Origin of the sequence: Tamlana sedimenti, from assembly GCF_038148895.1 — a bacterium.
Lineage (GTDB): Bacteria > Bacteroidota > Bacteroidia > Flavobacteriales > Flavobacteriaceae > Tamlana.
In genome coordinates, this window is the sequence record NZ_JBBVGQ010000006.1 from 22,459 (window position 1) to 48,080 (window position 25,622).

The 25,622-nt window shown below is 36.1% G+C and carries 21 protein-coding genes; 13 read left to right on the top strand and 8 right to left on the bottom strand.

Annotated features, from left to right (window positions below):
* Window positions 1-27: 27 nt before the first annotated feature.
* From WJN01_RS13810 to miaB, 7 genes are all read right to left on the bottom strand, one after another.
* Window positions 28-303, bottom strand: a complete 276-nt coding sequence (locus WJN01_RS13810) for a co-chaperone GroES (RefSeq protein WP_370479857.1) — start codon at window positions 301-303, stop codon at window positions 28-30.
* Between the two features lie 165 nt (window positions 304-468).
* Window positions 469-846, bottom strand: a complete 378-nt coding sequence (gene secG, locus WJN01_RS13815) for a preprotein translocase subunit SecG (protein WP_445197749.1) — start codon at window positions 844-846, stop codon at window positions 469-471.
* A complete protein-coding gene (locus tag WJN01_RS13820) occupies window positions 846-1,790 on the bottom strand; it encodes a DUF8458 domain-containing protein (RefSeq protein ID WP_445197750.1) in 945 nt (314 codons plus the stop codon). Before WJN01_RS13820 ends, secG begins: the two co-directional genes overlap by 1 nt.
* A 43-nt stretch (window positions 1,791-1,833) precedes the next feature.
* On the bottom strand, window positions 1,834-2,343 hold the full coding sequence (gene lptE / locus WJN01_RS13825; RefSeq protein WP_445197751.1) for an LPS assembly lipoprotein LptE: 510 nt from the start codon (window positions 2,341-2,343) through the stop codon (window positions 1,834-1,836).
* Window positions 2,344-2,358: 15 nt separating this feature from the next.
* Entirely contained in the window at window positions 2,359-2,943 is a 585-nt protein-coding gene (locus tag WJN01_RS13830) for an outer membrane beta-barrel protein (protein WP_445197752.1), read from the bottom strand.
* 90 nt (window positions 2,944-3,033) lie between these two features.
* The gene (locus tag WJN01_RS13835; protein ID WP_445197753.1) at window positions 3,034-4,302 is read right to left on the bottom strand and encodes a sigma-54 interaction domain-containing protein; all 1,269 of its coding nucleotides are present in this window, start codon (window positions 4,300-4,302) and stop codon (window positions 3,034-3,036) included.
* Between the two features lie 65 nt (window positions 4,303-4,367).
* Entirely contained in the window at window positions 4,368-5,816 is a 1,449-nt protein-coding gene (gene miaB / locus WJN01_RS13840; RefSeq protein ID WP_445197754.1) for a tRNA (N6-isopentenyl adenosine(37)-C2)-methylthiotransferase MiaB, read from the bottom strand.
* Between the two features lie 114 nt (window positions 5,817-5,930).
* Between miaB and WJN01_RS13845 the strand changes: the two genes are divergently transcribed.
* From WJN01_RS13845 to WJN01_RS13885, 9 genes are all read left to right on the top strand, one after another.
* Window positions 5,931-6,776 carry a hypothetical protein gene (locus WJN01_RS13845; RefSeq protein ID WP_445197755.1) on the top strand — a complete coding sequence of 282 codons (846 nt, stop codon included), beginning with the start codon at window positions 5,931-5,933 and terminating at the stop codon, window positions 6,774-6,776.
* A gap of 22 nt (window positions 6,777-6,798) precedes the next feature.
* Window positions 6,799-7,566 carry a hypothetical protein gene (locus WJN01_RS13850; protein WP_445197756.1) on the top strand — a complete coding sequence of 256 codons (768 nt, stop codon included), beginning with the start codon at window positions 6,799-6,801 and terminating at the stop codon, window positions 7,564-7,566.
* Between the two features lie 138 nt (window positions 7,567-7,704).
* Window positions 7,705-10,212 carry a type I DNA topoisomerase gene (gene topA, locus WJN01_RS13855; RefSeq protein WP_445197757.1) on the top strand — a complete coding sequence of 836 codons (2,508 nt, stop codon included), beginning with the start codon at window positions 7,705-7,707 and terminating at the stop codon, window positions 10,210-10,212.
* Between the two features lie 6 nt (window positions 10,213-10,218).
* Window positions 10,219-11,385 carry a formimidoylglutamase gene (locus WJN01_RS13860; protein WP_445197758.1) on the top strand — a complete coding sequence of 389 codons (1,167 nt, stop codon included), beginning with the start codon at window positions 10,219-10,221 and terminating at the stop codon, window positions 11,383-11,385.
* 163 nt (window positions 11,386-11,548) lie between these two features.
* Window positions 11,549-12,910, top strand: a complete 1,362-nt coding sequence (gene porK / locus WJN01_RS13865) for a T9SS ring complex lipoprotein PorK/GldK (RefSeq protein ID WP_445197868.1) — start codon at window positions 11,549-11,551, stop codon at window positions 12,908-12,910.
* 81 nt (window positions 12,911-12,991) lie between these two features.
* Window positions 12,992-13,621, top strand: a complete 630-nt coding sequence (gene porL, locus WJN01_RS13870) for a type IX secretion system motor protein PorL/GldL (RefSeq protein WP_445197759.1) — start codon at window positions 12,992-12,994, stop codon at window positions 13,619-13,621.
* Between the two features lie 46 nt (window positions 13,622-13,667).
* Window positions 13,668-15,230, top strand: a complete 1,563-nt coding sequence (gene porM / locus WJN01_RS13875) for a type IX secretion system motor protein PorM/GldM (RefSeq protein ID WP_445197760.1) — start codon at window positions 13,668-13,670, stop codon at window positions 15,228-15,230.
* Window positions 15,231-15,294: 64 nt separating this feature from the next.
* Window positions 15,295-16,185, top strand: a complete 891-nt coding sequence (porN, locus tag WJN01_RS13880) for a type IX secretion system ring subunit PorN/GldN (protein WP_445197761.1) — start codon at window positions 15,295-15,297, stop codon at window positions 16,183-16,185.
* Between the two features lie 114 nt (window positions 16,186-16,299).
* Window positions 16,300-17,343, top strand: a complete 1,044-nt coding sequence (locus tag WJN01_RS13885; RefSeq protein ID WP_445197762.1) for an NAD(P)/FAD-dependent oxidoreductase — start codon at window positions 16,300-16,302, stop codon at window positions 17,341-17,343.
* Between the two features lie 35 nt (window positions 17,344-17,378).
* Here the strand turns inward: WJN01_RS13885 and WJN01_RS13890 are convergent, their stop codons facing one another.
* Window positions 17,379-17,765: a DUF983 domain-containing protein gene (locus WJN01_RS13890; protein ID WP_445197763.1), complete on the bottom strand. Its 387-nt coding sequence runs from the start codon at window positions 17,763-17,765 to the stop codon at window positions 17,379-17,381.
* 84 nt (window positions 17,766-17,849) lie between these two features.
* Between WJN01_RS13890 and WJN01_RS13895 the strand changes: the two genes are divergently transcribed.
* The 4 genes from WJN01_RS13895 to WJN01_RS13910 all read left to right on the top strand — a co-directional run bounded on the left by WJN01_RS13895 (window position 17,850) and on the right by WJN01_RS13910 (window position 25,468).
* Window positions 17,850-19,760 carry an ABC-F family ATP-binding cassette domain-containing protein gene (locus WJN01_RS13895; protein WP_445197764.1) on the top strand — a complete coding sequence of 637 codons (1,911 nt, stop codon included), beginning with the start codon at window positions 17,850-17,852 and terminating at the stop codon, window positions 19,758-19,760.
* A gap of 74 nt (window positions 19,761-19,834) precedes the next feature.
* Window positions 19,835-20,953 carry an efflux RND transporter periplasmic adaptor subunit gene (locus tag WJN01_RS13900; protein ID WP_445197765.1) on the top strand — a complete coding sequence of 373 codons (1,119 nt, stop codon included), beginning with the start codon at window positions 19,835-19,837 and terminating at the stop codon, window positions 20,951-20,953.
* 11 nt (window positions 20,954-20,964) lie between these two features.
* A complete protein-coding gene (locus tag WJN01_RS13905; protein WP_445197766.1) occupies window positions 20,965-24,162 on the top strand; it encodes an efflux RND transporter permease subunit in 3,198 nt (1,065 codons plus the stop codon).
* Entirely contained in the window at window positions 24,152-25,468 is a 1,317-nt protein-coding gene (locus tag WJN01_RS13910; protein WP_445197767.1) for a TolC family protein, read from the top strand. Before WJN01_RS13905 ends, WJN01_RS13910 begins: the two co-directional genes overlap by 11 nt.
* The last annotated feature ends 154 nt before the right edge of the window (window positions 25,469-25,622 follow it).

A 25,622-nucleotide genomic window follows, 5' to 3' on the forward strand; every position in this document is an offset into this window, starting at 1 on the left:
GAGCTAGAAGTCAAAAACTAATAGCAGTTATATAATCGCCAAAATATCGCTCTCCCGCATGATTAGGTAATCTTTGCCTTCAAGTTTTAGCTCTGTTCCTGCATATTTACCATATAAAACAGTGTCACCAACTTTTACGGTAATGGGCTCGTCCTTTGTGCCTTTTCCAGCAGCAACAACAGTGCCCTTTTGTGGTTTTTCTTTAGCGTTATCTGGAATGATGATTCCTGATGCTGTTTTAGTTTCAGCTGCAGCTGGTTCAATAAGAACACGGTCTGCTAATGGTTTAATGTTTAATGCCATTTGATGTATATTTTTAATTTTAAAATTAATGTTAACGCTTAGGCGTTATGCTAAAAATGTGCCAATGCAATTTAACTGACAAACTTTCATATCTGTTTATTGAAATGGTGGAAATAAAAAATGCCAACTGTAAAAGCTGGCATTTTTATTATTTGCAAAAATAAATTATTCTGTTGCTGTTGTGTTGTTTGAATCTGTGTCATTTGACATAGCTGGTGTGGCATCTTGGTTGCTTGGCAAAGCCTCAGGTAATGGCTGTGTTGTAGTTGCATCTGGATCTAATGCTTTTGAATCAACACTTTCTGAACCCTTGTTTATGGCCACATTGGATATTAAAATCAATACCAATAACACTGTTGCCAAAGTCCATGTGCTTTTGTCTAAAAAGTCCGTGGTCTTTTTTACGCCACCCAATTGTTGTGTGCCACCACCACCAAATGATGATGATAATCCGCCACCTTTAGGGTTTTGCACCATAATTACTACAACAAGTAAAAATGCCACAACTACTATAAGGATTAAAAATATTGTAAACGTACTCATTATTCTTTATTGTTTTGTTCTTGTAATTGTTCTACTGCTTTAATTTGGTTTGCAAAGAAACTACTTTTTTCTGGATATTTCAAACTTAAAATCTTATAAGATTGAATTGCTTTTTTATAGTTTTTTTGCTCAACGTAAATGCGTGCCAAAGTCTCTGTCATTAAGGCTTCAGGCTTTAACATTTGGGCTTTTGCTAGATTGCCTTTTTGCGAAATGGGAGATGTTGGGTTTATTTTTGGGTTTGTTGAAATGAACTTATCAATAAGTTCAAATTTTTTCTCTTTTTCCGATACGTCCTCGTTTACAATCAGTTTTTCAACCTTTTCTTCATCTCGGTTTATAGGTTTAAATCGCGTGAGTTTTAGCCATTCGTTAAACGAATGTTTTTCTCTTTTATCAAATTGAAGCGGTTTTCCCAAATTCAAAATGTCTTCTGCCGTTGCTTCTTGGGTTTTGGTTTCTTGGGTAACGTTTTCTATACGTTCAGATTCGTCTAAAACAAAAGCTGTTGTTTTTTTCGGGCGCTCTTCCTTTGGTTCAAAAAGTTTTGGGTCCCAAACGCCTTCGGTTTCCTTTATTTGCTGGTTAAGGGCATCATCAATGTTAATACTTTTTTGGACTGAAATGTCTACAACATCGGCATCAACATCAAAGTCTTTCAAATTTGAGGTGTTTTGCTTTATTAATTCTGAAATTTTATTTTGAATGAAGGTTTCAGAAGTAATAAAATCAAAAAGAATGCTTCTATCCGTAGTGTAAGCTGCGGTAGTTTTTATTTCTTGATTGTAATTTATGCTGCCCTGGTCCTTTAATCCTTTAAGGTAAATGGCTCGTGCCGATTGAAAATATGGAAAATCGTCAATAATAGATTTTATGCCCTCAGTTTGCTCATGTGTTATAGCTTGTGGGTTTTGAAGGGTGTTTATAAAATCTGATGTTTTCATTGGCTATGCCAAATTTATTCATTTTTTTGTTACGGTTAACAAATTACCATTTTGCCAGTGTGGCATTAAAAATATCTTGCGTAATACGTTCAAAAATGGTTTCGTGCGCTGTTGTTTTTTGTGCACCTAAAAGCTGCGCACTTCCTGGGTAGTCATAAAAAAAGGTGAAGGTTTGTTCTAAATCATCTTCCTCTTTTTTCGTGTTAAAAAAACGGAGTTTTACAGCAATGGTCAACCTGTTCTGCGCAGCTGTATTTTGTGATGTTGCTGTGGTGGGTGAAATTCTATAATCGGTTATTTCGCCTTCATAAACCAAATCGCCGTTTGATTGCACTAAGGTCAAATTGGTTTGGTTTTGAATTAAATCTTCCAAAGCCAGTTTAAAATCACGCTCAAGGCCAGGTTCAATTAAGAGTGCCGTATTTTCAAAACGATTTACTTGATAGGTTTTAGTGCCCGGTGGAATGGATGCACCCGTAAAGGAATAAAAACCACAGCTAACAAGTGTAAAGCTGAATACTAAAAGTGTAAAATATATGAGGTGTTTTTTCATTATTCCGTTGGTAATTTAGTCAAAATAATAACCAAGGCTAAGTTGGAGAACAGTATTTGTTCCATCAAATCCGACAGATTTAGCAAATACACTTTGAGTTTTTATAAGTGTAGACATTCCCTGATAAAGATTAAATTCTAAAAAAATATTTTTAAAATCATAACCCATTCCGAAATTGGCTCCAAAGTCGACATTGCTTCTGACGTTTCCAAAATCTTGACTTTGTTTTTCAGTTGAAAGTAAAAACCCAACTTGAGGACCTAGCAATAAGTAGGGTTTATTAAAGAATTTGAAGTTAAAAGGTACATTTAGATATGAAAGTTTATAGTCAATGCTTCTGACGTCAATAAATGAGTAGTTGTTTTTTTCTCTATCTCCTTGTTGGGAATACGTAATCTTCGGTCTAAAGACTATATTGTCTGTTATTTCGAATTCATAAAGACCTCCAATATGGAAAGCAATTTCACTTCCAAAGTAAAATTTTTTAAGAAATCCGTCTGAAATTGTAGGGTAGTTTATTCCAGCAAAAGCTCCAAACTTGTTTTGCGAAAATATGGATGTTGAAATGGTTAGTGCTAAAAAGAAAATTGTTTTTTTCATCAATAAAATTTTTAAAATTAGGGCAATCACTTGATAAAACAACTATTTATAAACGTTTCAGTTTTTACATTGTTGTTTAAACAAAAAACACTATAAATCGTATTGTTTAATCTTTCTGTACAATGTACGTTCGCTAATACCCAATTCGGCAGCGGCTAATTTACGTTTTCCGTTGTGACGTTCAAGCGATTTTTTAATTAATTCCAATTCTTTGTCCTGAAGCGAAAGCGTTTCTTCTTCTTCAATCTCTTCGGCAAAATGATATTTGTCCTGGGTGCTACCAATGTCTTCCATAGATTCTAGATGCTCTGGAATGGACAAAACTTCGGTTTCTTCTGAGGTGTCCTCATAATCGGCTTCATCTTCATCCGCATCGCCGTAAATTTTTTGAATCAAGCCTTCATTGTTTTTTTCAACATCTTTAACATTACCCGTTTTCATCAATTCCATGGTGAGCTTTTTCAAATCGTTGAGGTCGCTTTTCATATCAAAAAGAACCTTATAGAGTATTTCGCGCTCGCTGCTAAAATCGCCTTCAGATTTTGAGGTTTTTATAACGGCAGGCAAATTAGAACCTGTTGTTGGTAGATAAGATCGCAATGTTTCGGCTGTAATGGTTCTGTCTTGCTCTAAAACAGAAAGTTGTTCTGCAATATTTCGCAGCTGACGGATGTTTCCTCCCCAACGATATTTAAGTAACAAATGGACGGCGTTATCAGTTAGTTTTACGGTCGGCATTTTGTATTTTAAAGCGAAATCGCTAGCAAATTTTCTAAATAGCAAATGTATATCCTCCTGACGTTCGCGCAATGGTGGTAAATGGATGTCTACCGTGCTTAAACGGTAAAATAAATCTTCACGGAATTTTTCTTTTTGAATAGCCTCAAACATATTGATGTTGGTGGCCGCAACTATACGCACATTGGTTTTTTGTACTTTACTGGAGCCTACTTTTAAAAACTCACCGTTTTCTAAAACACGTAATAACCGCACTTGTGTAGTTAGTGGAAGTTCGCCAACTTCATCAAGAAAAATGGTGCCGCCATCGGCCACTTCAAAATAACCTTCGCGGGTTTGCGTGGCGCCTGTAAAAGCTCCTTTTTCATGCCCGAAAAGTTCGCTATCAATAGTGCCCTCTGGAATAGCCCCGCAGTTTACTGCAATGTATTTGTTGTGTTTTCTGTGTGATAATTGGTGAATGATTTTAGGAATGCTTTCCTTGCCTACACCACTTTCACCTGTTACCAATACCGAAATATCGGTTGGCGCGACTTGAATAGCTTTTTCAATAGCTCGGTTTAGGGCAGGTGTATTGCCTATAATGCCAAAACGTTGTTTTATTGCTTGAACGGATTCCATGTTAGGTTAAGGTTGAAAGTTAAAATATTGAAAAGTTGACCACTTATTCATTTTTATTTTCATTGTTAGTTATTGGCTGAATACCCAACAGCCTCTCCAATTAGGGTGGCTGTGGTGCAATCTGTTGTTTTTACATTCACAAAATCGCCAATTTTATAATGTTCTTTCGGGAAAACACAAACTACATTTTCTGATGTTCTACCCGACCAATGCTGATTTGATTTTTTTGATTCTTTTTCAATCAACACCTCTACAATGGTATTTAAATGTTGTTTGGTTCTAATTCCGCTATGTTTTTGTTGGAGTTCAACAATTTCGGCAAGCCTTCGCTTTTTAACGGGTTCGGGTACATCGTCTTCCATTTTCCGTTCTGCCAATGTTCCCGGGCGTTCAGAATAGGTAAACATATAGCCAAAATCGTATTTCACATATTCCATCAACGATACCGTATCTTGAAAATCTTCTTCAGTCTCCGTTGGAAAACCAACAATCATATCTTGACTGATGGCGCAGTTTGGAATGATGCATTTAATGTTGTCAATCAACTCCATGTACTCTTCTCGAGTATGCAAACGGTTCATTTCCCTTAAAATGCGGTCGCTTCCGCTTTGAACCGGCAAATGAATGTGTTTGCAAATATTAGGGTATTTCGCCATAGTTTCAATAACCTCCAAAGTAAAATCTTGCGGGTTGGATGTAGAGAAACGAATACGCATTTTTGGCCGTGCCTTGGCACAAAGTTCCAATAAATGGGCAAAGTTAACGGCTGTAGCTTTTTGTAAATCGCTAGCTTTTTCAAAATCTTTCTTTAAACCGCCGCCATACCATAAATAACTATCTACATTTTGTCCTAGTAGGGTCACTTCCTTGTAGCCTTGGTTCCACAAATCGTTTAATTCTTCCAAAATGCTTTGCGGGTCTCGGCTGCGTTCCCTGCCTCGGGTAAAAGGCACTACGCAAAACGTGCACATATTATCGCAACCACGGGTAATGGATACAAAAGCCGTTACGCCATTAGAGTTTAAGCGTACAGGAGCTATATCTCCGTAAGTTTCTTCCTTGGATAGAATGACGTTTATAGCATCTTTGCCTTCGTCTACTTCTGCTAAAAGGTTTGGCAAATCTTTGTAGGCATCAGGGCCAACCACCAAATCAACAATTTTTTCCTCGTCAAGAAACTTTGCTTTAAGGCGTTCCGCCATACAGCCCAAAACACCCACTTTCATTTTTGGGTTGTGGTCGCGTTTTACGGCGTTGTATTTTTCAAGGCGTTTACGCACGGTTTGTTCGGCTTTGTCTCGAATAGAGCAGGTATTTACCAAAACCAAATCGGCTTCTTCCAAATTTTGCGTGGTGTTGAATCCTTGGTCGGCCATAATGGAGGCCACAATCTCGCTATCGCTAAAATTCATGGCGCAACCGTAACTTTCAATAAAAAGTTTACGTTTGTTGCCTTCTTTTTGTTCTAAAATCAAGGATTCTCCTTGTTTATTTTCGTCTATAATCTTTTCCATAATAACTAATGAAACTCCAGCTTTTCAATAAGTATGCAAAGATACAATTAATTTGTGTTTTATGACAAAGTGGCAGTTTTATTTTGGTCAAAAAAATGCAGAAAAAACCAACAAATGCTGTCATATTTATTTGTGGTTTTTAAAAAACGTTTACTTTTATGGCTAATTGATGAGCTAACCAAAACCTATATGAATTCTTACCAATCCTTAGAGCGTAAAATAGATAACGCAAAACCTGTAGATTTTAGTGAAATTATTGACAATGTTATAGAACTTTTTAAAAAAGTCTGGCTAAAAGGCTTTTTGGTTATTTTGTTGGTTAGTGTTTGTGCTATCGTAGCGAGTATTTTGTTTTCCTTGATTGGATTGGCGCCAAACAGTAATGTCTTTATGGATGGATTTAGTTTGGAGGCATACATGCAGTTCTATTCATCAAGTGCTCTCTATAGTATTCCACAAAACATTCTTATTGCTACATTAACCTTGGCCTTTGTTTCGGCATTCTATAAAATCTGCAAGCAATTTGTGTCAGGTGAAACTGTGGTTGACGATTATTTTTACTTTTTTAAAAAACAATATTTTTCTAAATTATTGATGTTGGGCATCATTCATACGGCGATTTCCACGGTGGCCCAGCTCATGTTTTTAGTTCCAATAATTTATGTTTTTGTGCCGTTAGCTTATTTCTCAATCATATTTGCCAATAATCCTGAATTAAGTGAAATGGAAATTGTAAAGGCAAGTTTTAAACTCGGCAATAAAAAATGGTTTATCAGTTTCGGTACCATGTTCGTTTGTGGGCTCATGGGCGCATTGGGTATTCTTGGTTGTGGCATCGGTATTTTGTTTACCATTTCCATAGCTTATTTGCCGGCATTTTTTATTTACAAGGAAGTTATTGGCTTTGATGATACCAGTGAGATTGATCTAATTGGCCGAGCTGATGATTCCGATTATTAATAATTTTAAAATTAATTTATAAATGAATGCATTAACCAGTTTATTGGAAAAAGTAGAAAACGCTAAAGAACTTGACTTCGGAGATATTTTTAATAGGTCTATAGAACTGTTTAAAAAAGTATGGCTTCAGGGATTGGTCATGTTGTTATTAACCATGGCAATGATGATTCCATTCTATATCATTATGTATTTGCCTTTAATAGCCATGGGCGTTTTTGATCCTGAGTCCCTACAGCAAGGAGGCGAGCCTAATTTGGCGATTCTCGTGCCTTTTTATTTGCTCATGATTGTGTTCACGTTTTTTGCGGTAATAATAGGTTTTGCCCTAAAATCGGCTTTTTATAGGATTTGTAAGTTTAAAGATTTCAATGAGGCTTCAAAAGACGATTATTTTTATTTTTTCAAAAAACCTTATTTGGGCAAAACTATAAAATTGGCTGCAATGACCTTCGGAATAACCTTAATAGCGGCTTTATTGTGTGTTTTTCCTGTTATTTACGTGATGGTACCCGTGGCGTTGATGAATGTTATTTATGCCTTCAATCCTGAAATTTCTGCATCCGATGTTGTAAATATTGGTTTTAAATTGGGCAACAAAAAATGGTTAATAACCTTTGGTTTGATGCTTGTTTCGGGGTTTTTGGCTCAAATGGTTGGGCTAATTATGTGCTTTGTTGGGGTTTTTGTTACCGCGGCCTTTGCATATTTGCCGGCCTATTTTATTTACAAAGACGTCATAGGGTTTGATGAGCAAAGTATTATTGATGAAATTGGAACATATATTGAATAAAATTCAAATTTTATTTAAAAAGGCCTGTTTTTATTAGCTTAAAAGCAGGTTTTTTTATTTAGTTAATGTACAGATAATCCTTAAAATGTTACAGATAAACTTTTTTTGATATACATTTGTAGCACCAAAAAGCGAAGTATGGCGAAGAATTTAGTGATTGTAGAGTCACCAGCAAAAGCAAAAACCATTGAAAAATTTCTTGGAAAAGATTATAAGGTAGAATCAAGTTTTGGGCATATTGCCGATTTACCTTCCAAAGAATTAGGGGTTGATGTTGATGGTGATTTCGAACCCAAATATGAAGTTTCAAAAGATAAAAAAGCAGTTGTAAAAAAATTAAAGGATTTAGCCAAAAAAGCAGATACCGTATGGTTAGCAAGTGATGAGGATCGTGAGGGAGAGGCTATAGCTTGGCATTTGGCAGAAACTTTAAAACTTGATAAAGCCAAAACAAAACGTATTGTTTTTCATGAAATAACCAAATCGGCCATTCAGAAAGCCATTGAAAATCCAAGGGGTATTGATTATGATTTGGTTGATGCACAGCAAGCACGCCGTGTGTTGGATAGAATTGTTGGCTATGAGTTATCCCCAGTTCTATGGCGAAAAGTCAAGGGAGGGTTGTCTGCTGGTCGTGTTCAGTCGGTTTCTGTGCGCTTGATTGTGGAAAAAGAAAGAGAGATTGAGGGGTTTACGCCTGAAGCGTCATACAGAATTGATGCTGAGTTTTCAAATGAAGATGGGCAAACCTTTAAAGCAAAACTTCCAAAGAATTTTTCAACTAAAGAAGAAGCTCAAAAATTTTTAGAGCAAAATGCATCTGCTACTTTTAAGGTTTCAGATTTACAAAAGAAACCAGCCAAAAAATCACCTGCTGCACCATTTACAACGTCAACGCTTCAGCAAGAAGCATCGCGTAAACTATATTTTTCTGTAAGTAAAACCATGACCATGGCCCAACGCCTATATGAAGCTGGTCTGATTACATACATGAGAACCGATAGTGTTAACCTATCTGATGAGGCTAGAAAAGGTGCTGAGGCCGAAATTAAGAACGCATTTGGAGGAAAGTATAGTAAACCACGAAATTATACAGGCAAAGCAAAAGGGGCACAGGAGGCGCATGAGGCCATTAGACCAACAAGTTTTGCCACGCACTCGGTAGATATTGATAGAGACCAAGCGCGTTTATACGATTTAATCTGGAAGCGGGCCATTGCATCACAAATGAGTGAGGCCGAATTGGAACGTACCAACGTTAAGATTGAGGCTTCAACGCACAATGAAACCTTTACGGCAAATGGCGAGGTGATTACCTTTGATGGATTTTTAAAGGTTTATCTAGAAGGTACTGATGATGAAGACGTTGAGCAAGACGGTATGTTGCCAGCAATGAAGTTAAACGAAACTTTACTTAACAGTTATATTACGGCCACAGAACGATATACCCGTCCGCCGTCAAGATACACGGAGGCTTCTTTGGTTAAAAAGTTAGAAGAATTGGGTATTGGGCGTCCATCAACATATGCCCCTACTATTTCAACCATCCAAAACAGAAATTATGTTGAAAAGGGAACTGTTGAAGGTGTAGAGCGCAAGTATGCACAGCTTACTTTAAAAAATGGTGTTGTTAAGGATAAAACCCTAACCGAAAAAGTAGGTTCAGATAAAGGAAAGTTGGTGCCTACCGATATAGGCATGATTGTAACCGACTTTTTGGTAAACCACTTTGATGCCATTTTAGATTACAATTTTACTGCCAAGGTTGAAGAGGATTTTGACGATATAGCCGAAGGCAAGGAAGATTGGACAAAAATGATGAAATCTTTTTATAGCAATTTTCATCCCGTAGTAGAAGACGTAAAGGAAAATGCTGATAGAGAATCTGGGGAACGCATTTTGGGAACCGATCCTAAAACGGGAAAACAAGTAAGTGTGCGCTTAGGACGTTTTGGGCCAATGGTTCAAATTGGTACGGTAGACGATGAAGAAAAACCCCAATTTGCAAGCTTAAGCCCAGACCAGCAATTAAATACGATCACCTATGATGAGGCCATGGATTTGTTCAAGTTGCCAAAATCATTGGGTGAATATAAAGGTGAAGAAGTTGAGGTTAACAATGGCCGTTTTGGGCCCTATGTAAAATTCGGTGATAGTTTTGTGTCACTTCCAAATGGTACAGATCCTTTAAGTGTGGAGTTAGATGATGCCATTGTATTGATTAAGGAAAAACAAAAAGCCGATGCACCTATTTATATTTTTAAAGATTTGCCGGTGCAGAAAGGTAAAGGACGTTTCGGGCCATTCATAAAATGGAACAATATGTTTATCAACGTCAATAAAAAGTACGATTGGGACAATTTATCGGATGATGACATTGTTGAATTGATTGAAGATAAAATCCAAAAGGAAAAAGATAAAGTCATCCACAATTGGAAAGATGAAGGCATTCGTGTTGAAAAAGCACGTTGGGGCAGGCATAACGTTATAAAAGGCAAGGTGAAGGTTGAATTGGCTAAAACCGTTGATGTGAACGATATGACTTTAGAAGAAGCCAAAGGCATAATTGAGGCCAAGGCACCAAAGAAAAAAACTGCTAAACGAAAAACGCCAACCAAAAAGACGACAGCATCAAAAAAGAAATAACAGCCCATGAACTTTAATTTTCTCTCACCCGTTTCAGATTCTGTTCTCGCCCATAATGAGCTACTATCTGCACAAGCACTAGGAAGAAAACTTAAAATTCATTCAGCCCAACAGGGTATTCCAGATTTAGATGATGTTACTATTGCCATCTTCGGGGTGTTGGAAAACAGAAATGATGTTAATTATATAGGTGAAGAATTTCATTTAAATGAAATCCGTAAATCCTTTTACGGGCTTTTTCCTGGAAGTTGGAACACTACAATAGCCGATTTGGGCGACATAAATAGGGGTGAAAGTGTTGAGGATACCTATTTTGCCGTAAAAGAGGCTATAAGTATCCTTATTAAAAAAAATATTATTCCTATTATCTTAGGAGGATCTCAAGACCTTACTTATGCCAATTATCGGGCTTATGATGCATTAATCCCAATGGTGAACATAGTAAATGTAGATACCCAATTTAACTTGGGGGATTCCACAAAACCCATAAAAAATAATAGTTTTGTGGGCAAAATCATTTTAGATAAGCCTTACAATTTGTTCAATTATGCCAATATTGGCTACCAAACCTATTTTAATTCGCAAGAAGAAATTGATTTAATGGACAGTCTGTACTTTGAGTCTTATAGATTAGGGCAAGTTTCAAAAGATATTACCATAGTAGAACCTGTTTTAAGGGACGCCAATATTGTAAGTATCGATTTAAGTTGTGTTAAAGGTTCCGAAGTCAGTCTAAATCAAAAATCTTCGCCAAACGGCTTGGATGGCAAGGAAATTTGTGCCATTGCACGCTATGCTGGTATTAGTAATAAAGTAACTTCTTTTGGAATTTATGAATATAAACCTTCAAAAGATGATGAAATGACGGCTATGCTCGTTTCACAAATGCTTTGGTATTTCATTGAAGGTGTTAATTACAGGGTAAAGGACGATGATTTCCAAGATGATAGAAACTATCAAAAGTTTATTAGTCTGGTAGATGACCAAGAATTGGTGTTCTATAAAAGCAATAAAACGGGTAGATGGTGGATTGAGATACCTTTTTTGGCTGAAGTCAATAATAAATTAAAAAGACACACGTTATTACCATGCATGCACCAAGATTATCTTGATGCATGTAATAATATGGTTCCAGACCGCTGGTACAAAGCGTTTCAGAAGAATAGTGTGTAAAAGACGAAGTATAGGTAAACAGTCAATTTTATCGGTGAAATGCTATTTTTTTACGATGAAACGTTATTTTTTTAGATAAAAAGTTGTTTTTTAAAAAATATATAAATATGTTTACGCTCTCAAAATTGAAGCATGAATAATTAACCTCGAGTTTTCTATGGATATGAAGAAGTTTATATTATTAACCGCAGTATTAGCAATACTAACAAGTTGTGGCTCTAAAGATAGAGGCGAGCTAGTAGGTGTTAAAGGAAAGAAGTGGCACCCTGAAAAGCCCTATGGAATGGAACTTATTCCAGGAGGTGCTTTTATAATGGGTAAAGCGGACGATGACCTTGCCGGCGTGCAGGATGCCCCATCAAAAACAGTGACAGTAAGAGCCTTTTACATGGACGCTACCGAAATTACGAATAGTGAGTACCGTCAATTCGTTAATTGGGTAAGAGATTCTATTGTTAGAATGAAACTAGCAATCTTGGCTGACGAGGTTGGTAAAGTTCCAGAAGATGGCGGAATTGGTGAGTATGCATTTAAAGATGCAGATACAGCCAATATGTCCGTTTACGAAAAATATATGTTCGAAAACTATACTGGATTAGGTCCAACAGGCTATGAAGGTAGAAAAATCAATAAAGATATTGACTTGATTTTTGATACATCAGAATATCCAGATGAATATTACACAGAGGTTATGGATACCATGTATCTGCCTTTGGAAGAATCTTATAATGGTCAGCGTACTTGGGATGTTACTAAATTTAAGTTTCAATACAACTATATGGACATCCAGGAAGCCGCTAGAAATAGAGGTGTTAAAAGAAAGGATGTTATTATGAAGGAGGAAATCGAAGTATATCCTGATACAACAGTATGGATTAGAGATTTCGCATATTCTTATAATGAGCCAATGCACAACGATTATTTCTGGCATGATGCTTACAGTGATTATCCAGTTGTTGGTGTGACTTGGAAACAAGCAAAAGCCTTCTGTGAGTGGAGAACTATTAATAAGAACTCTTACCAAAAATCTAGAAAAGGTGCAGCATTGGTAAACACATTTAGATTACCTTCTGAAGCAGAATGGGAGTATGCTGCTAGAGGAGGCCTACAAGCGGCTACTTATCCTTGGGGTGGGCCTTACACTAAGAGCGATAGAGGTTGTTTTATGGCAAACTTTAAGCCTGTAAGAGGAGATTATGCTGCAGACCAAGCATTATATACCGTTGAAGCAAAATCTTATGAGCCAAACGATTACAATTTGTATAATATGGCTGGAAACGTGTCAGAATGGGTGAATGCATCTTACGATCCGTCATCTTACCAATATACATCAACAATTAACCCAAGTGTTAATGATGAAAATAACCAACGTAAAATAGTAAGAGGGGGTTCTTGGAAAGACGTAGCATACTTTTTACAGGTAAGCTCAAGAGATTACGAGTATGCTGATTCAGCAAGAAGTTATATAGGTTTCAGAACCGTTCAAGATTATATGGGGACACAAGTAACAAAGAACGGACAATAATTTAGAATCAAATCAATTTTTTTAAACACTATTAATTAACCTACTTAAGTAAAAACCTACTTAAAATTAAAACCGAAAATTATGGCAAAGTCAAAAGCAAACAAGAAGTTCATGAATATGGCTTACGGATTAGGAGCGTCAATTGTAATCGTTGGTGCACTGTTCAAAATTATTCATTTCGAAATTGGATTTTTAACTGGTAACGTTATGTTAACCATTGGTCTTGTAACAGAAGCAATTATCTTCGCTTTATCAGCATTCGAACCTGTTGATGACGATTTAGATTGGTCTTTAGTTTATCCAGAACTTGCTGGGGGACAATCAAGCAAGAAAGAAGATCCACAAGGATTATTATCTAAAAAATTAGATGACTTATTGAAAGAAGCTAAAATAGATGGCGAACTTATCGCTAGTTTAGGTGAAAGCATCAAAAACTTTGAAGGTGCTGCTAAAAATATGTCATCTACTGTAGATTCAATTGAAGCTACTAAAAAATATGGTGAAGAATTGTCATTGGCTGCAGCTCAAATGGAGTCTTTAAATAGCCTTTACAAAGTACAGTTAGAGAGCATCAACAAACAAGCTGTTATTAACGAAGAGTCTGTTGAAAATGCCGCTAAACTTAAAGAGCAAATGCAATCATTGGCGTCTAACTTATCTTCATTAAATGGCGTATACGGTGGTATGTTGTCTGCTATGAACAAAAATTAATTAGGGGTTACCTAAATCTATTAATTAACCAAAAACCTAGTTAAACATGGCAGGAGCAAATTTATCACCCAGACAGAAAATGATTAATCTGATGTATTTAATCTTCATAGCAATGCTAGCATTAAATATGTCGAAAGAAGTGCTTTCAGCCTTCGGATTAATGAACAAAAAGCTTACAGAGTCTAATGAAGCCACTACGTTACGTAACGATAACTTTATGGCAAATTTAGAGCAAAAAGCTTCAGATCAACCAGAAAAGTATGTGCCTTTAAAATCTAAAGCAGATCAAATTGATGCTATGGCAAAAAAGTTTGATGCTTATTTAGAAGACTTAAAAGGAAAAATGACAGCTACGGTAGACGACGCTACCGATTATGAAGTAATGGACAAGGGCGACTATCTTGATGAACATTTCTTTAAAGGAGACAAACTTAAAGACGACGGTAAGGAGTTTTTAAACCAAATCAACTCGTTTAGAGATGGTGTAGTTGACTTGTTGAAAGATGAAAAGGGTATGGAACACATTGTGAAAGATGTGAAAGAAAAATTCAGTACCGAACAAGAAGTTAACAGAGATGGTATAAAAATAGACTGGTTAGATTACCACTACAAAGGTTTCCCTTTAGTTGCATCGTTAACAAAGATGACACAATTGCAAGCTGATATTAAAACAACTGAATCAGAAGTGTTGTCAAATATGTTACAAGGCACCCTTTCAAGTGAAGTGTCTATGACAAACTATACCACTTTAATGGAAACTTCAAAATCAGCTTACTTTAATGGTGAGCAGTTTGATGGTCAAATTGTATTAGGTCGTAAAGACGCTACTACAAAACCAAGTAGAGTAGAATTAAAATTAGATGGAAGACCACTTACTGAAAATCAATACTCTATTGAAGATGGAAAAGTGAAGTTGAAAATTGGTACAGGTGGTGTTGGTGAACACAAAATTGAAGGTAAGCTAATCTTTGCGCAAGATGGTGAAGAAATTGAAGTACCTGTTAGCTCATCATTCGCAACCGTTGCAAAACCAAATGCAGCTACTATTTCAGCTGATAAGATGAACGTTGTGTATCGTGGTGTTAAAAACCCAATGACTATTTCATTTGCAGGTATTCCAGATAACAAAGTACGAGCTTCAGCCCAAGGTTTGAGTTCACTTGGAGGAAGCAGATATGTTATGGATGCTACATTAATTAAAGGTAGAGAAGTAACAATCAATGTAACTGGTACTTTGCCAGATGGCAAACCTGTTAGTGATAATGCAAAATTCAGAATTAAAGATTTGCCAAAACCAACAGGAACTGTTAGAGGTGAAGATGGTGCAATTAAAATGCAACGTAATAGCTTAGAGATTTCTACTATTGGTGCTAAGTTCGATGATTTTGATTTTGAATTACCGTTAAACGTTACAGGATTTAAATTTAAAGTTGCAGGACAGCCAACAATAAACGTAAATGGTAGCAAGCTAGATGCTAGAGCAAAACAAGCGTTAAGCAAAGCAAAACGTGGCTCTGATGTTCAAATATTTGATATCGAAGCTAAAGCCAGTGGCGTAAGTGTGATACTTAAAAAAGTATCTCCTGTATTTGTTGAGCTTACAAATTAAAAGGATACTATTTGGGATAAGCCTTGGCTTATCCCAAATAATTATAATGTAAAACAAGAATAAGATGAATTTAAAAAGTTTTTTATTAACCGTTGTTACCGCTTTTACGGCTACAAGTATGTTTGCACAAGCCAATATACTTAATGCAAAAAGCCCTGAGGAAATTGGTGTAAGAACTGAAGCCCAAAAAGCTGTTGACAATGATAAACCATTGGAGTATGGTTATGTTGATGATAGAGATATTTTGTTTTCTAAGATGGTTTGGGAAAGAATCGTTCTTGACGAACGTGCGAACTTCCCTTTGTACTATCCCATAGATACCAACAATATCGGTAGCGATAGACGGTCTTTATATGATGTGCTGATGAAGAACATCAAAAACGGTAAAATAGAAAATATTTACGATGATTCTTATTTTACCACAAAAAGAACCTTAAAAGATATTGAAGGTGCATTAACTATGATTGATACCACAGAATTAGGTATTGAACAGATTAATGCTGGAGAAGAATTAGATCCTCAATATATTATTAGAAGAGATATTACGGCAGCCGATATTATGGAATACCGTATTAGAGGACTTTGGTATTTTGATAAACGCCAAGCTGAAATGAAATACAGATTGTTAGGTATAGCTCCTGTAGCACCAGATGTTAACTTCATTGATACAGATACACCTGATCTAGTTGAATTATTCTGGGTATTTTTCCCAGATGCTAGAGAAGTGTTGCACGAAGCTAAATCCTTTAACAATGCAAATAGTTCTATGCCATTTTCGTTTGACCATGTGTTGAATGCAAGACGTTTTCAGGCTTATATCTATAAGGAAGAAAATGTACAGCAGGATAGAAAAATATCTGAGTACATTTCAGATAATGCTTTAATGCAACTTCTTGAATCTGAAAGGATTAAAAACAAAATTAGAGATTTTGAACTTGATATGTGGACGTACTAATTCGGCCATAATTAATTTAAATAATACAACGCTCACCTAAAAAGTGGGCGTTTTTGTTTTTGGGTTATTCCTAAAGATGTAGAAATTTATTTTCTGACTATATTGCGCGTAATTATGAATGTGGACTATATAATTGTTGGCATTGGAATAGCCGGAATTAGCTTTTGTGAGCAATTAAAAGCAAATGGGAAAACCTTTGTTGTTTTCGACAATGCTTCACAACAATCTTCCGTGGTTGCGGGAGGTCTGTATAATCCTGTGGTATTAAAACGTTTTACATCAGTTTGGAAAAGTGAGGAGCAACTTGATTTGGCATTGCCCCTTTATGCGAAAATTGAAAATGAGTTAAACATAAAATTGGATTATAAAGTGCCGGTTTACAGAAGATTTAACTCATTGGAAGAACAAAATGATTGGTTTAGCGCTTCAGATAAACCGCTCCTCTCGAAATACCTTTCAACAAATATTTTAAAAAACAATAATGACTCTATAGCTGCGCCATTTGGTTTTGGTGAAGTTTTAAATACGGGCAGAATTGATGTGAGAACCATGATTGAGGCTTATAAAACAGATTTGTTAGAAAAGCGGATATTGTTTCAAGAACCCTTTGAATATAATTTTTTAAAAACTGAAAGCAATGTTGTTGAATATAAGGATACCCGAGCGAAGCATATTGTTTTTGCTGAAGGTTATGGCGTTTTAAAAAACCCATATTTCAAAAATTCACCCCTTGTTCCCGCAAAAGGCGAACTTTTGACCATTCATGCCCCAAATCTAAAAATAGATTTTGTGCTAAAGGCAGGCGTGTTTTTAATTCCTTTAAATGACGATTTATATATAGTTGGAGCTACTTACGAATGGAAGGATTTAAGCCAAGAGATATCCATAAAAGCAAAAACCGAACTGTTATCTAAGTTAAAAAAACTGATAAAATGTGATTTTGAAGTCGTTAATCAAGTGGCTGGCATTAGGCCGACAGTAAAAGATAGAAGACCTTTGGTTGGGCAACATGAACGTCATAAAAATATGTACGTACTAAATGGCCTGGGAACTCGGGGCGTTATGATTGGTCCATATGTGGCTAAACAACTCTATAATTTTATAGAATACAACATTTCTTTGGATGGAGAAATTGATATTAGGCGATTTGAAAATTAAATAAAATTAGCTTTTCAAATAAGTGGGAGCATTATCTATTTTTTCTTTGTAAGTGATTTGTCGTAACTCATGAAAAAGTTAATCCAAATATTTCTTGATAGACGCATGATAATTGGCATAAAAACCACCAAAGTGCCAATAATTGAAATAAATATAATATTTCTACCGGCATTAAAAACCAAGAAGCTTATAACAAAAGCCGCTACCGCAAAGGCAATGCCCACAGCATAACTTACATACATGGCGCCATAAAAAAATGAAGGTTCTATTTTGTATTTTGTGCCACAGTTGCTGCATTTTTCGTTCATGCTTAAGGCCTCAGAAAGTATATAAGGGTTTTTGTTGGTGTACATAGATTCTTCATGGCACTTTGGGCATGTGCCTGTAAATATGCTATATAATTTTGTTCCTTTTTTAAACATATAATTTAATGTATTTTTGCAACCTAAATTTCAGGCAAAAGTAAGATTTAATAATGTTGGGTCTGTGATAAAAGTTACATTTCTATGATGAATATTCATAACTTATCGATTTCATTTCAAGGGGAATACCTCTTTGAGGACATTACTTTTAAGCTAGGAAATGGCGATAGGGTTGGGCTTATCGGAAAAAATGGTGCTGGTAAATCTACTATGCTCAAAATTTTATCCAGGGAAATGGAGCCTGATACTGGGCAAATTGCTACAGATAAAGAACTTAAAATAGGTTTTTTAAAACAGGATATAGATTTTGTTTTTGGTAGAACAGTTTTGGAGGAATCTTATGAGGCTTTTACCGAAATAAAAGAATTGGAAGCCAAAATGGAGACTGTAAATACCCAAATGGCAGAGCGTACTGATTATGAAAGTGAGGGCTATCATCAACTTATGGTCGATATTAATGAGTTACAGCACCAATATGAAATTTTAGGAGGGTACAATTACCAAGGCGATACTGAAAAAATACTTCAAGGTTTAGGTTTTCAGCGAGAGGATTTCAACAAACTGACCGACACGTTTTCGGGCGGTTGGCGTATGCGCATTGAGTTGGCCAAATTGCTTCTTCAAAATAACGACATTTTATTGCTGGATGAGCCAACAAACCACTTGGACATAGAATCTATAATTTGGTTGGAAGGCTTTTTAAAAAATTATGCGGGAGCGGTTGTAATCGTATCTCACGATAAAATGTTTTTGGACAATGTAACTAACAGAACCATCGAAATTTCTTTGGGCAGAATTTACGATTACCCAAAGCCGTATTCTAAATATTTGGTACTGCGAGAAGAAATAAGGGCACAGCAATTGGCGTCACAAAAAAACCAGCAGAAACAAATTGAGCATACCGAAAAATTAATTGAAAAGTTCCGTGCAAAGGCTTCAAAGGCAACAATGGCGCAGTCACTCATCAAAAAGCTTGATAAGATTGATAGGATTGAGGTTGATGAAGACGATAATAGCGTTATGACCCTAAATTTTCCCGTTTCAGTCACTCCCGGAAAAGTGGTAGTTGAAGCTGAAAATATTTCCAAAAGCTACGGCGATAACCAGGTTTTAAAACACATTAATTTAATGGTTGAACGCGATAGCAAAACGGCTTTTGTTGGGCAAAACGGACAAGGTAAATCTACTTTGGCCAAAATTATTGTTGGTGAAATTAAGCACCAAGGGCATTTGAAGTTGGGCCACAATGTGCAAATCGGGTACTTTGCTCAAAACCAAGCTGAGTATCTAGATGGTAAGAAAACCGTTTTAGATACCATGATTGATGCTGCCAACGAAACCAACAGAAGTAAAGTGCGCGATATTTTAGGCTCATTTTTGTTTCGTGGCGATGAGGTTGAAAAATATGTAAGTGTGCTTTCAGGGGGTGAGCGAAACAGATTGGCATTGGCAAAACTCATGCTGCAGCCGTTTAATGTCCTGATTATGGATGAGCCCACTAACCACTTGGATATCAAATCTAAAAATGTTTTAAAGGAGGCCTTAAAACGATTTGGTGGCACGTTGATTTTGGTTTCGCACGACCGTGATTTTCTTCAAGGGCTAACTAATGTTGTTTATGAATTTAAAGACCACAAGCTGAAGGAATATTTGGGCGATATTGATTATTATTTGGAACAACGAAAGGTAGCCAGTTTACGCGAAGTTGAAAAGCGCACGGTACAAAAGGAAAAGCCAAAGGAAAAAAAGCAGCAATCATACGAAGACCAAAAAAAGCTCAAATCTTTAAACAATAAACTCAGTAATGTTGAGGCCAGAATAAATGAATTGGAGAGAGATATTAAGGCCATTGATTTAAAGCTGGAGATTAATTACGAAGAAGTAACTTCAAAACCAAACTTCTTTGACGATTATCAAAAAAAGAAAGCAGATTTGCAGGATTGCATGCAAAAATGGGAAGATATCCAGCTTCAAATTGAGACATTTGAGGGATAGTTTTTTAAGTTTATTTTAACTGATATACAGAACTATTTAGGTATTTTTGATTTCTGACCATCAAAATTACCAGCATGCGTAAAATTATACTTTCCGTATTAGGAATTTTACTAATTGTTTTTTCCTTTCTTTTCGCTAAAAGACTCATTGCCAATAAAAATAAACCGAAGCCTGTAAAGGAAAAGGTGGTTAAGACTGTTTTTACCGATACGGTTGAAAATAGCACAATAAAAATTGTAATACCTGCAAATGGAAGTTTGGTTGCCAAACGAAGAGTGGAATTGTATTCTGAAGTTCAAGGTGTGTTTAAGCCATCGGCAAAACTCTTTAAACCAGGTCAAAAATACAGCAAAGGCGAGGCTTTGATTCGTATGGATGCCTCAGAGCATTACGCTAATGTGCAATCAGCAAAAAGTAAATTATATAATACCATTGCAGCCATAATGCCGGATTTGCGTTTGGATTTTCCTGAGGTTTATCCAAAATGGCAAAATTATCTTAATGGGTTTGATTTAAGCAAATCCACTCCTGAACTGCCAAAAATGACTTCCGAAAAGGAAAACTATTTTATCACAGGACGTAATATAGTTACAGATTACTACGATGTTAAAAACTTAGAACAACGTTTGTCAAAATACACCATAACCGCTCCGTTTTCTGGTGTTTTAACTGAGGCGTTGGTTACCGAAGGTTCCTTGATAAGAAACGGGCAAAAGCTTGGCGAATTCATTGATCCCTCAGTTTACGAAATGGAAGTGGCATTAAGTAAGGATTACGCAAATTTGCTTAAGGTTGGCGAGTCTGTGAGTTTAAACAACTTAAACAAGACAGAGCAATATAAGGGTACCGTATCTCGCGTTAACGGTAGTATTGATGCCAATACGCAAACCATCACTGCTTTTATTGAGGTTAAAGATGATAATTTGAAAGAAGGGCTCTATTTAGAAGCTAATTTGGATGCCAAAGAAGAGCAAAATGCCATTGAAATAGATAGGAATTTGCTTTTGGAAAGCCAACAGATTTTTGTTGTTCGAGATAGCCTATTGGATGTTGTTGATGTTAAGCCTGTTTATTTTTCAGAAAGCAAAGTGGTTTTAAAAAATGTGCCGGATGGTACCGTCATTTTGAAAAAATCGGTGCCTGGTGCTTATGCGGGAATGCTCGTGAAACCATTTGAAACTTCAACGAAATAGGACGTTAATACATGAGAAAATTAATCAGCTATTTCATAAGGTATCATGTTGCGGTAAACGTGTTCATTTTGGCGTTTTTTGCATTTGGTATCATTGGGATGTTCTCCTTAAAGTCGTCCTTTTTTCCATTGGTAGATTCCAAAATTATCAATATTAACATTACTTATCCTGGAGCATCTCCCCAAGAAATAGAGGAGGGCGTCGTGCTTAAAATAGAAGACAATTTAAAAGGATTGAGAGGTGTAGACCGTGTAACTTCCGTTTCTAGAGAAAATAGTGGTACCATTACAGTTGAAATTGAAAAGGGAGAAAATATCGATTTCATGCTCTTGGAGGTTAAGAATGCAGTAGATAGAGTGCCGTCGTTCCCAACAGGAATGGAACCTTTAATTGTCGCCAAGCGGGAAGAGGTGCGGCAAACCATTTCTTTTGCTGTAAGCGGAAAGGATATTCCTTTGGCTACCTTAAAGCAATTGGGAAGACAAGTTGAAAACGATTTACGGGCCATTGATGGTATTTCGCAAGTTGAAATCACTGGATACCCTCAAGAGGAAATTGAAATTGCTGTTAACGAAACTAGTTTATTGGCCTATAATTTGAGTTTTTCAGATGTGGCACAAGCTGTAAGTGCTTCCAATATTTTGGTTACTGGTGGAAATATCAAAACATTGGCAGAGGAGTATTTAATTCGTGCTAACAACAGATCTTATTATGGTGACGAGCTATCAAATGTTATTGTAAAAGCTTCAAGTGATGGAAAAACAGTAAGATTAAAGGATGTAGCCATCATTCGAGACCGTTTTTCTGAAACTCCAAATGCTTCATATTTTAATGAAAATCTTGCAGTTAATGTTACGGTTACCAGTACCAATAATGAAGACTTGATTTCTTCGGCCGATAAGGTAAAAGAATACATTGAGGGTTATAACCAAAGCCATAATAATGTAAAACTTGATGTTGTTCGCGATTTATCCATTACATTAAACCAACGTACAGAATTGCTCATAAAAAATGCTGTTGCCGGTATTATTTTGGTGCTTTTATTTCTTTCATTGTTTCTAAATACGCGATTGGCATTTTGGGTGGCGTTTGGTCTTCCCATTTCATTTTTGGGCATGTTTATTTTTGCCAGCCAATTTGATGTCACAATTAATGTGCTATCCCTATTTGGGATGATAATCGTAATTGGTATTTTGGTGGATGATGGTATTGTAATTGCGGAAAACATTTATCAGCATTACGAAAAGGGTAAAACACCTATTCAGGCGGCCATTGATGGAACTATGGAAGTTATTCCGCCGGTAGTTTCGGCTATTGTAACAACACTTTTGGCATTTTCATTGTTTTTGTTTTTAGAAAGTAGGATTGGCGAATTCTTCAGTGAAGTTTCTGTTATAGTGATGTTAACCTTGTCAATTTCATTGATAGAGGCCCTTATTATTCTTCCCGCACATTTGGCACATTCCAAAGCATTGAGAAAACCAGTTGAGGTTGAAAACCCCTCCAAAACCAAGCAGTTTTTTGCTAAAATGCGTTTTATCAATAAAATAGGTGATCGCATTATGTCCTTTTTAAGGGATAAAGTTTATAGTCCCACTTTAGACTTTGTTCTAAAATTCAAACTATTATCATTTGGCATTTTTGTGGCACTATTAATTCTAACATTTGGTTCTATTGGTGGTGGAATAATTGGGATGACATTGTTTCCATCCATTGCGAGTGACAGGGTTTCGGTAGAATTGGATATGCCTAATGGCACCAATGTAAAAGTAACAGATTCCATCATTTCCATGATTGAGGAAAAATCGTTTTTGGTAAATCAGGAATTCACGGAAAAATATTTTAAAGGTACTGGTAAAGAACTTTTTGAGAACACTATTTTAACATTGAATAGTTCATCCAGTGCACGTTTGGATATCAATATGCTTCCAGGGGAAGAGCGTCCAGATGCCATAAATTCAAGTTTGGTAGCCAACAGATTGCGCGAAGTTGTTGGTCCTGTTATCGGTACTGAGCGCTTGATTTTTGGTTCGGGAGGAAATTTCGGTGGAAGTCCAGTTTCAGTATCTCTTTTAAGTAATAATATTGAAGATTTAAAAGGCGCAAAAGTTGAACTAAAGGAGGTTTTGCAGACCAATCCGCTGTTGAAGGATGTTGAAGACAATGATCCAGCGGGAATCAAGGAAATCAGATTAGAGTTAAAAGAAAGTGCCTATTTATTGGGATTGGATTTACGAACAGTTATGTCCCAAGTTCGGGGAGGTTTTTTTGGTGTTCAAGCACAACGTTTTCAGCGCGGACAGGACGAAATTAAAGTTTGGGTGCGTTACGACAGAAGCAACAGGGAATCGATTAATAACCTTGACGATATGCGTATCGTAACACCAACGGGTGAGCGTGTTACCTTAAAGGACATTGCCACGTACAGCATTCAGCGAGGAGATGTTGCCATAAACCATTTGGAAGGACAACGTGAGATACAAGTTTCGGCTGATTTAAAAGACCCTAGTAATAGTGCTACAGATATTCTGGATGATATTAAAAACAATATTCTTCCAGAAATCAAATCAAAGTACCCAACAATATCGGCATCTTTTGAGGGCCAGAATAGAGAAGCGACCAAATTGTCAAATTCCCTAAAAAGGGCTGGTATTCCTATTCTGCTGCTTATCTATATTACCATTGCATTTACTTTTAGAAGTTACAGTCAGCCACTTTTACTCTTACTGCTCGTGCCGTTTAGTTTAACGGCCGTTGGTTGGGGGCACTGGCTGTTAGGTTTTCCAGTAAACGTTTTGTCCTTGTTGGGTATTATAGCTTTAATAGGTATTATGGTTAATGATGGTCTAGTACTCATCGGGAAATTCAATTCAAATTTAAAAGAGGGTATGCCCTTTGATTTGGCTCTTTCTGAGGCTGGAAAATCAAGATTTAGGGCTATTTTCTTAACCTCATTGACTACTATTGCGGGACTTGCCCCTTTATTGCTCGAAAAAAGTAGACAAGCGCAGTTTTTAAAACCAATGGCTATTTCCATATCATTTGGTATAGGTTATGCCACCATACTCACATTGTTGGTTTTGCCGTTGTTTTTGTCATTCAGCAATGAATTAAAAAAGAATGTAAAATGGTTGGCTACTGGAAATGATGTAACCAAAGAGGAAGTAGAGAGAGCCATTAAAGAACAAAAAGAAGAACATGAATATTAAAATAGGCCTTTTTAGTATTTTTTTAATGTCGCAGGTTTCAGTTTTTGCTCAAGAATTGATTACGCCAGAAAAAGCCGTGACTTTGGCTCTTGAAAATAATTATGGTATCAAATTGGCGAATACTAATGTTGAAATAGCTACCAACAATGCTGGAGTACTGAATTCAGGATATCTGCCTACGGTTACAGGAAATGCTGGAGGAACATTCAATGTAGATAATACTGAGGCTGAATTCACAGATGGAAGAGTCACCACACTAAATGGTGCTGAAAGTTCAAGATACAATGCATCAGTAAATTTGAACTATGTATTGTTTGATGGTTTGGGGCGTGCCTATAACTACAATCAATTAAAGGAAACTCAACAACTAACGGAGCTTCAGGCCCGCGAAACTATTGAAAATACAATTTTACAACTTTTTACGGTTTACTATAATGTTGCCGAACTTATTGAAAATACTGATGCCATTGCTCAAACTTTGGACATATCAAAGGATAGGTTAACCCGTTCGGAGTATCAGTTTCAATATGGGCAAAGCACCAAGTTGGCTGTACTTAATGCGCAAGTTGATATAAATAACGATAGCATCAATTTAATGAATTCTAAGCAGCAATTGCTTAACTATAAAAGGGATTTGAATTTGGTTTTGGGAAATGCATTGTTGAATGAATTTGATGTTGAAACAACCATTGAATTTAAGAACTTGTACGATGAAAATGAACTTTTGGAAAAGGCAATGACCAATAATGTTCGTTTGTTACAAGTAAATAAGAATATCGATATCAATTCATTGGGGGTGAAATTTGAAAAGTCTGCTTATTTGCCCACTATTGGTTTAACAGGTAGTTATGGATGGAATAAAAATAACAATAACGCGGCGTCTTTTGTCTCTGTATCAACAAATACAGGTCTTTCTGGCGGATTAAATTTAAGTTGGAATTTATTTGATGGGGGAAGTACCATTACAAGGGTTAAGAATGCCAAAATAAATTTGGAAGCCAGTGCCATTGAAAAGGAGCAGTTGCAGGCAACAATAGTCCATGACTTTAATAATGCCTGGGACGATTTTCAAAACAAACTTAAAATTTACGAGCTTCAGGAAGAAAATATTAAAACATCACAAAACAACTTTGACCGTACCGAGGAAAAATTCAAATTGGGACAGGTTAATTCCATTGAGTTTAGACAAGCACAGCTTAATCTTTTAAGTACAGAATTAAGTAGAAATCGCGCAAGGTATTTGGCCAAACTTGCCGAACTTGAAATGCTTCAAATTTGTGGTGAATTATTAAATGTGGAATTTTAAATTTTTTGAAAATCATACAAATTTTAAAAGAAAAAATATCCTAAATATGTAGTTGGTCGAAATGAAAATGTTAAAATATTATGCATTTCATCGAATAAAATAGTTTTTAGTCTAGTATTGGGTTACTTTCGTAAGAGAATTAATCCCAAATTTA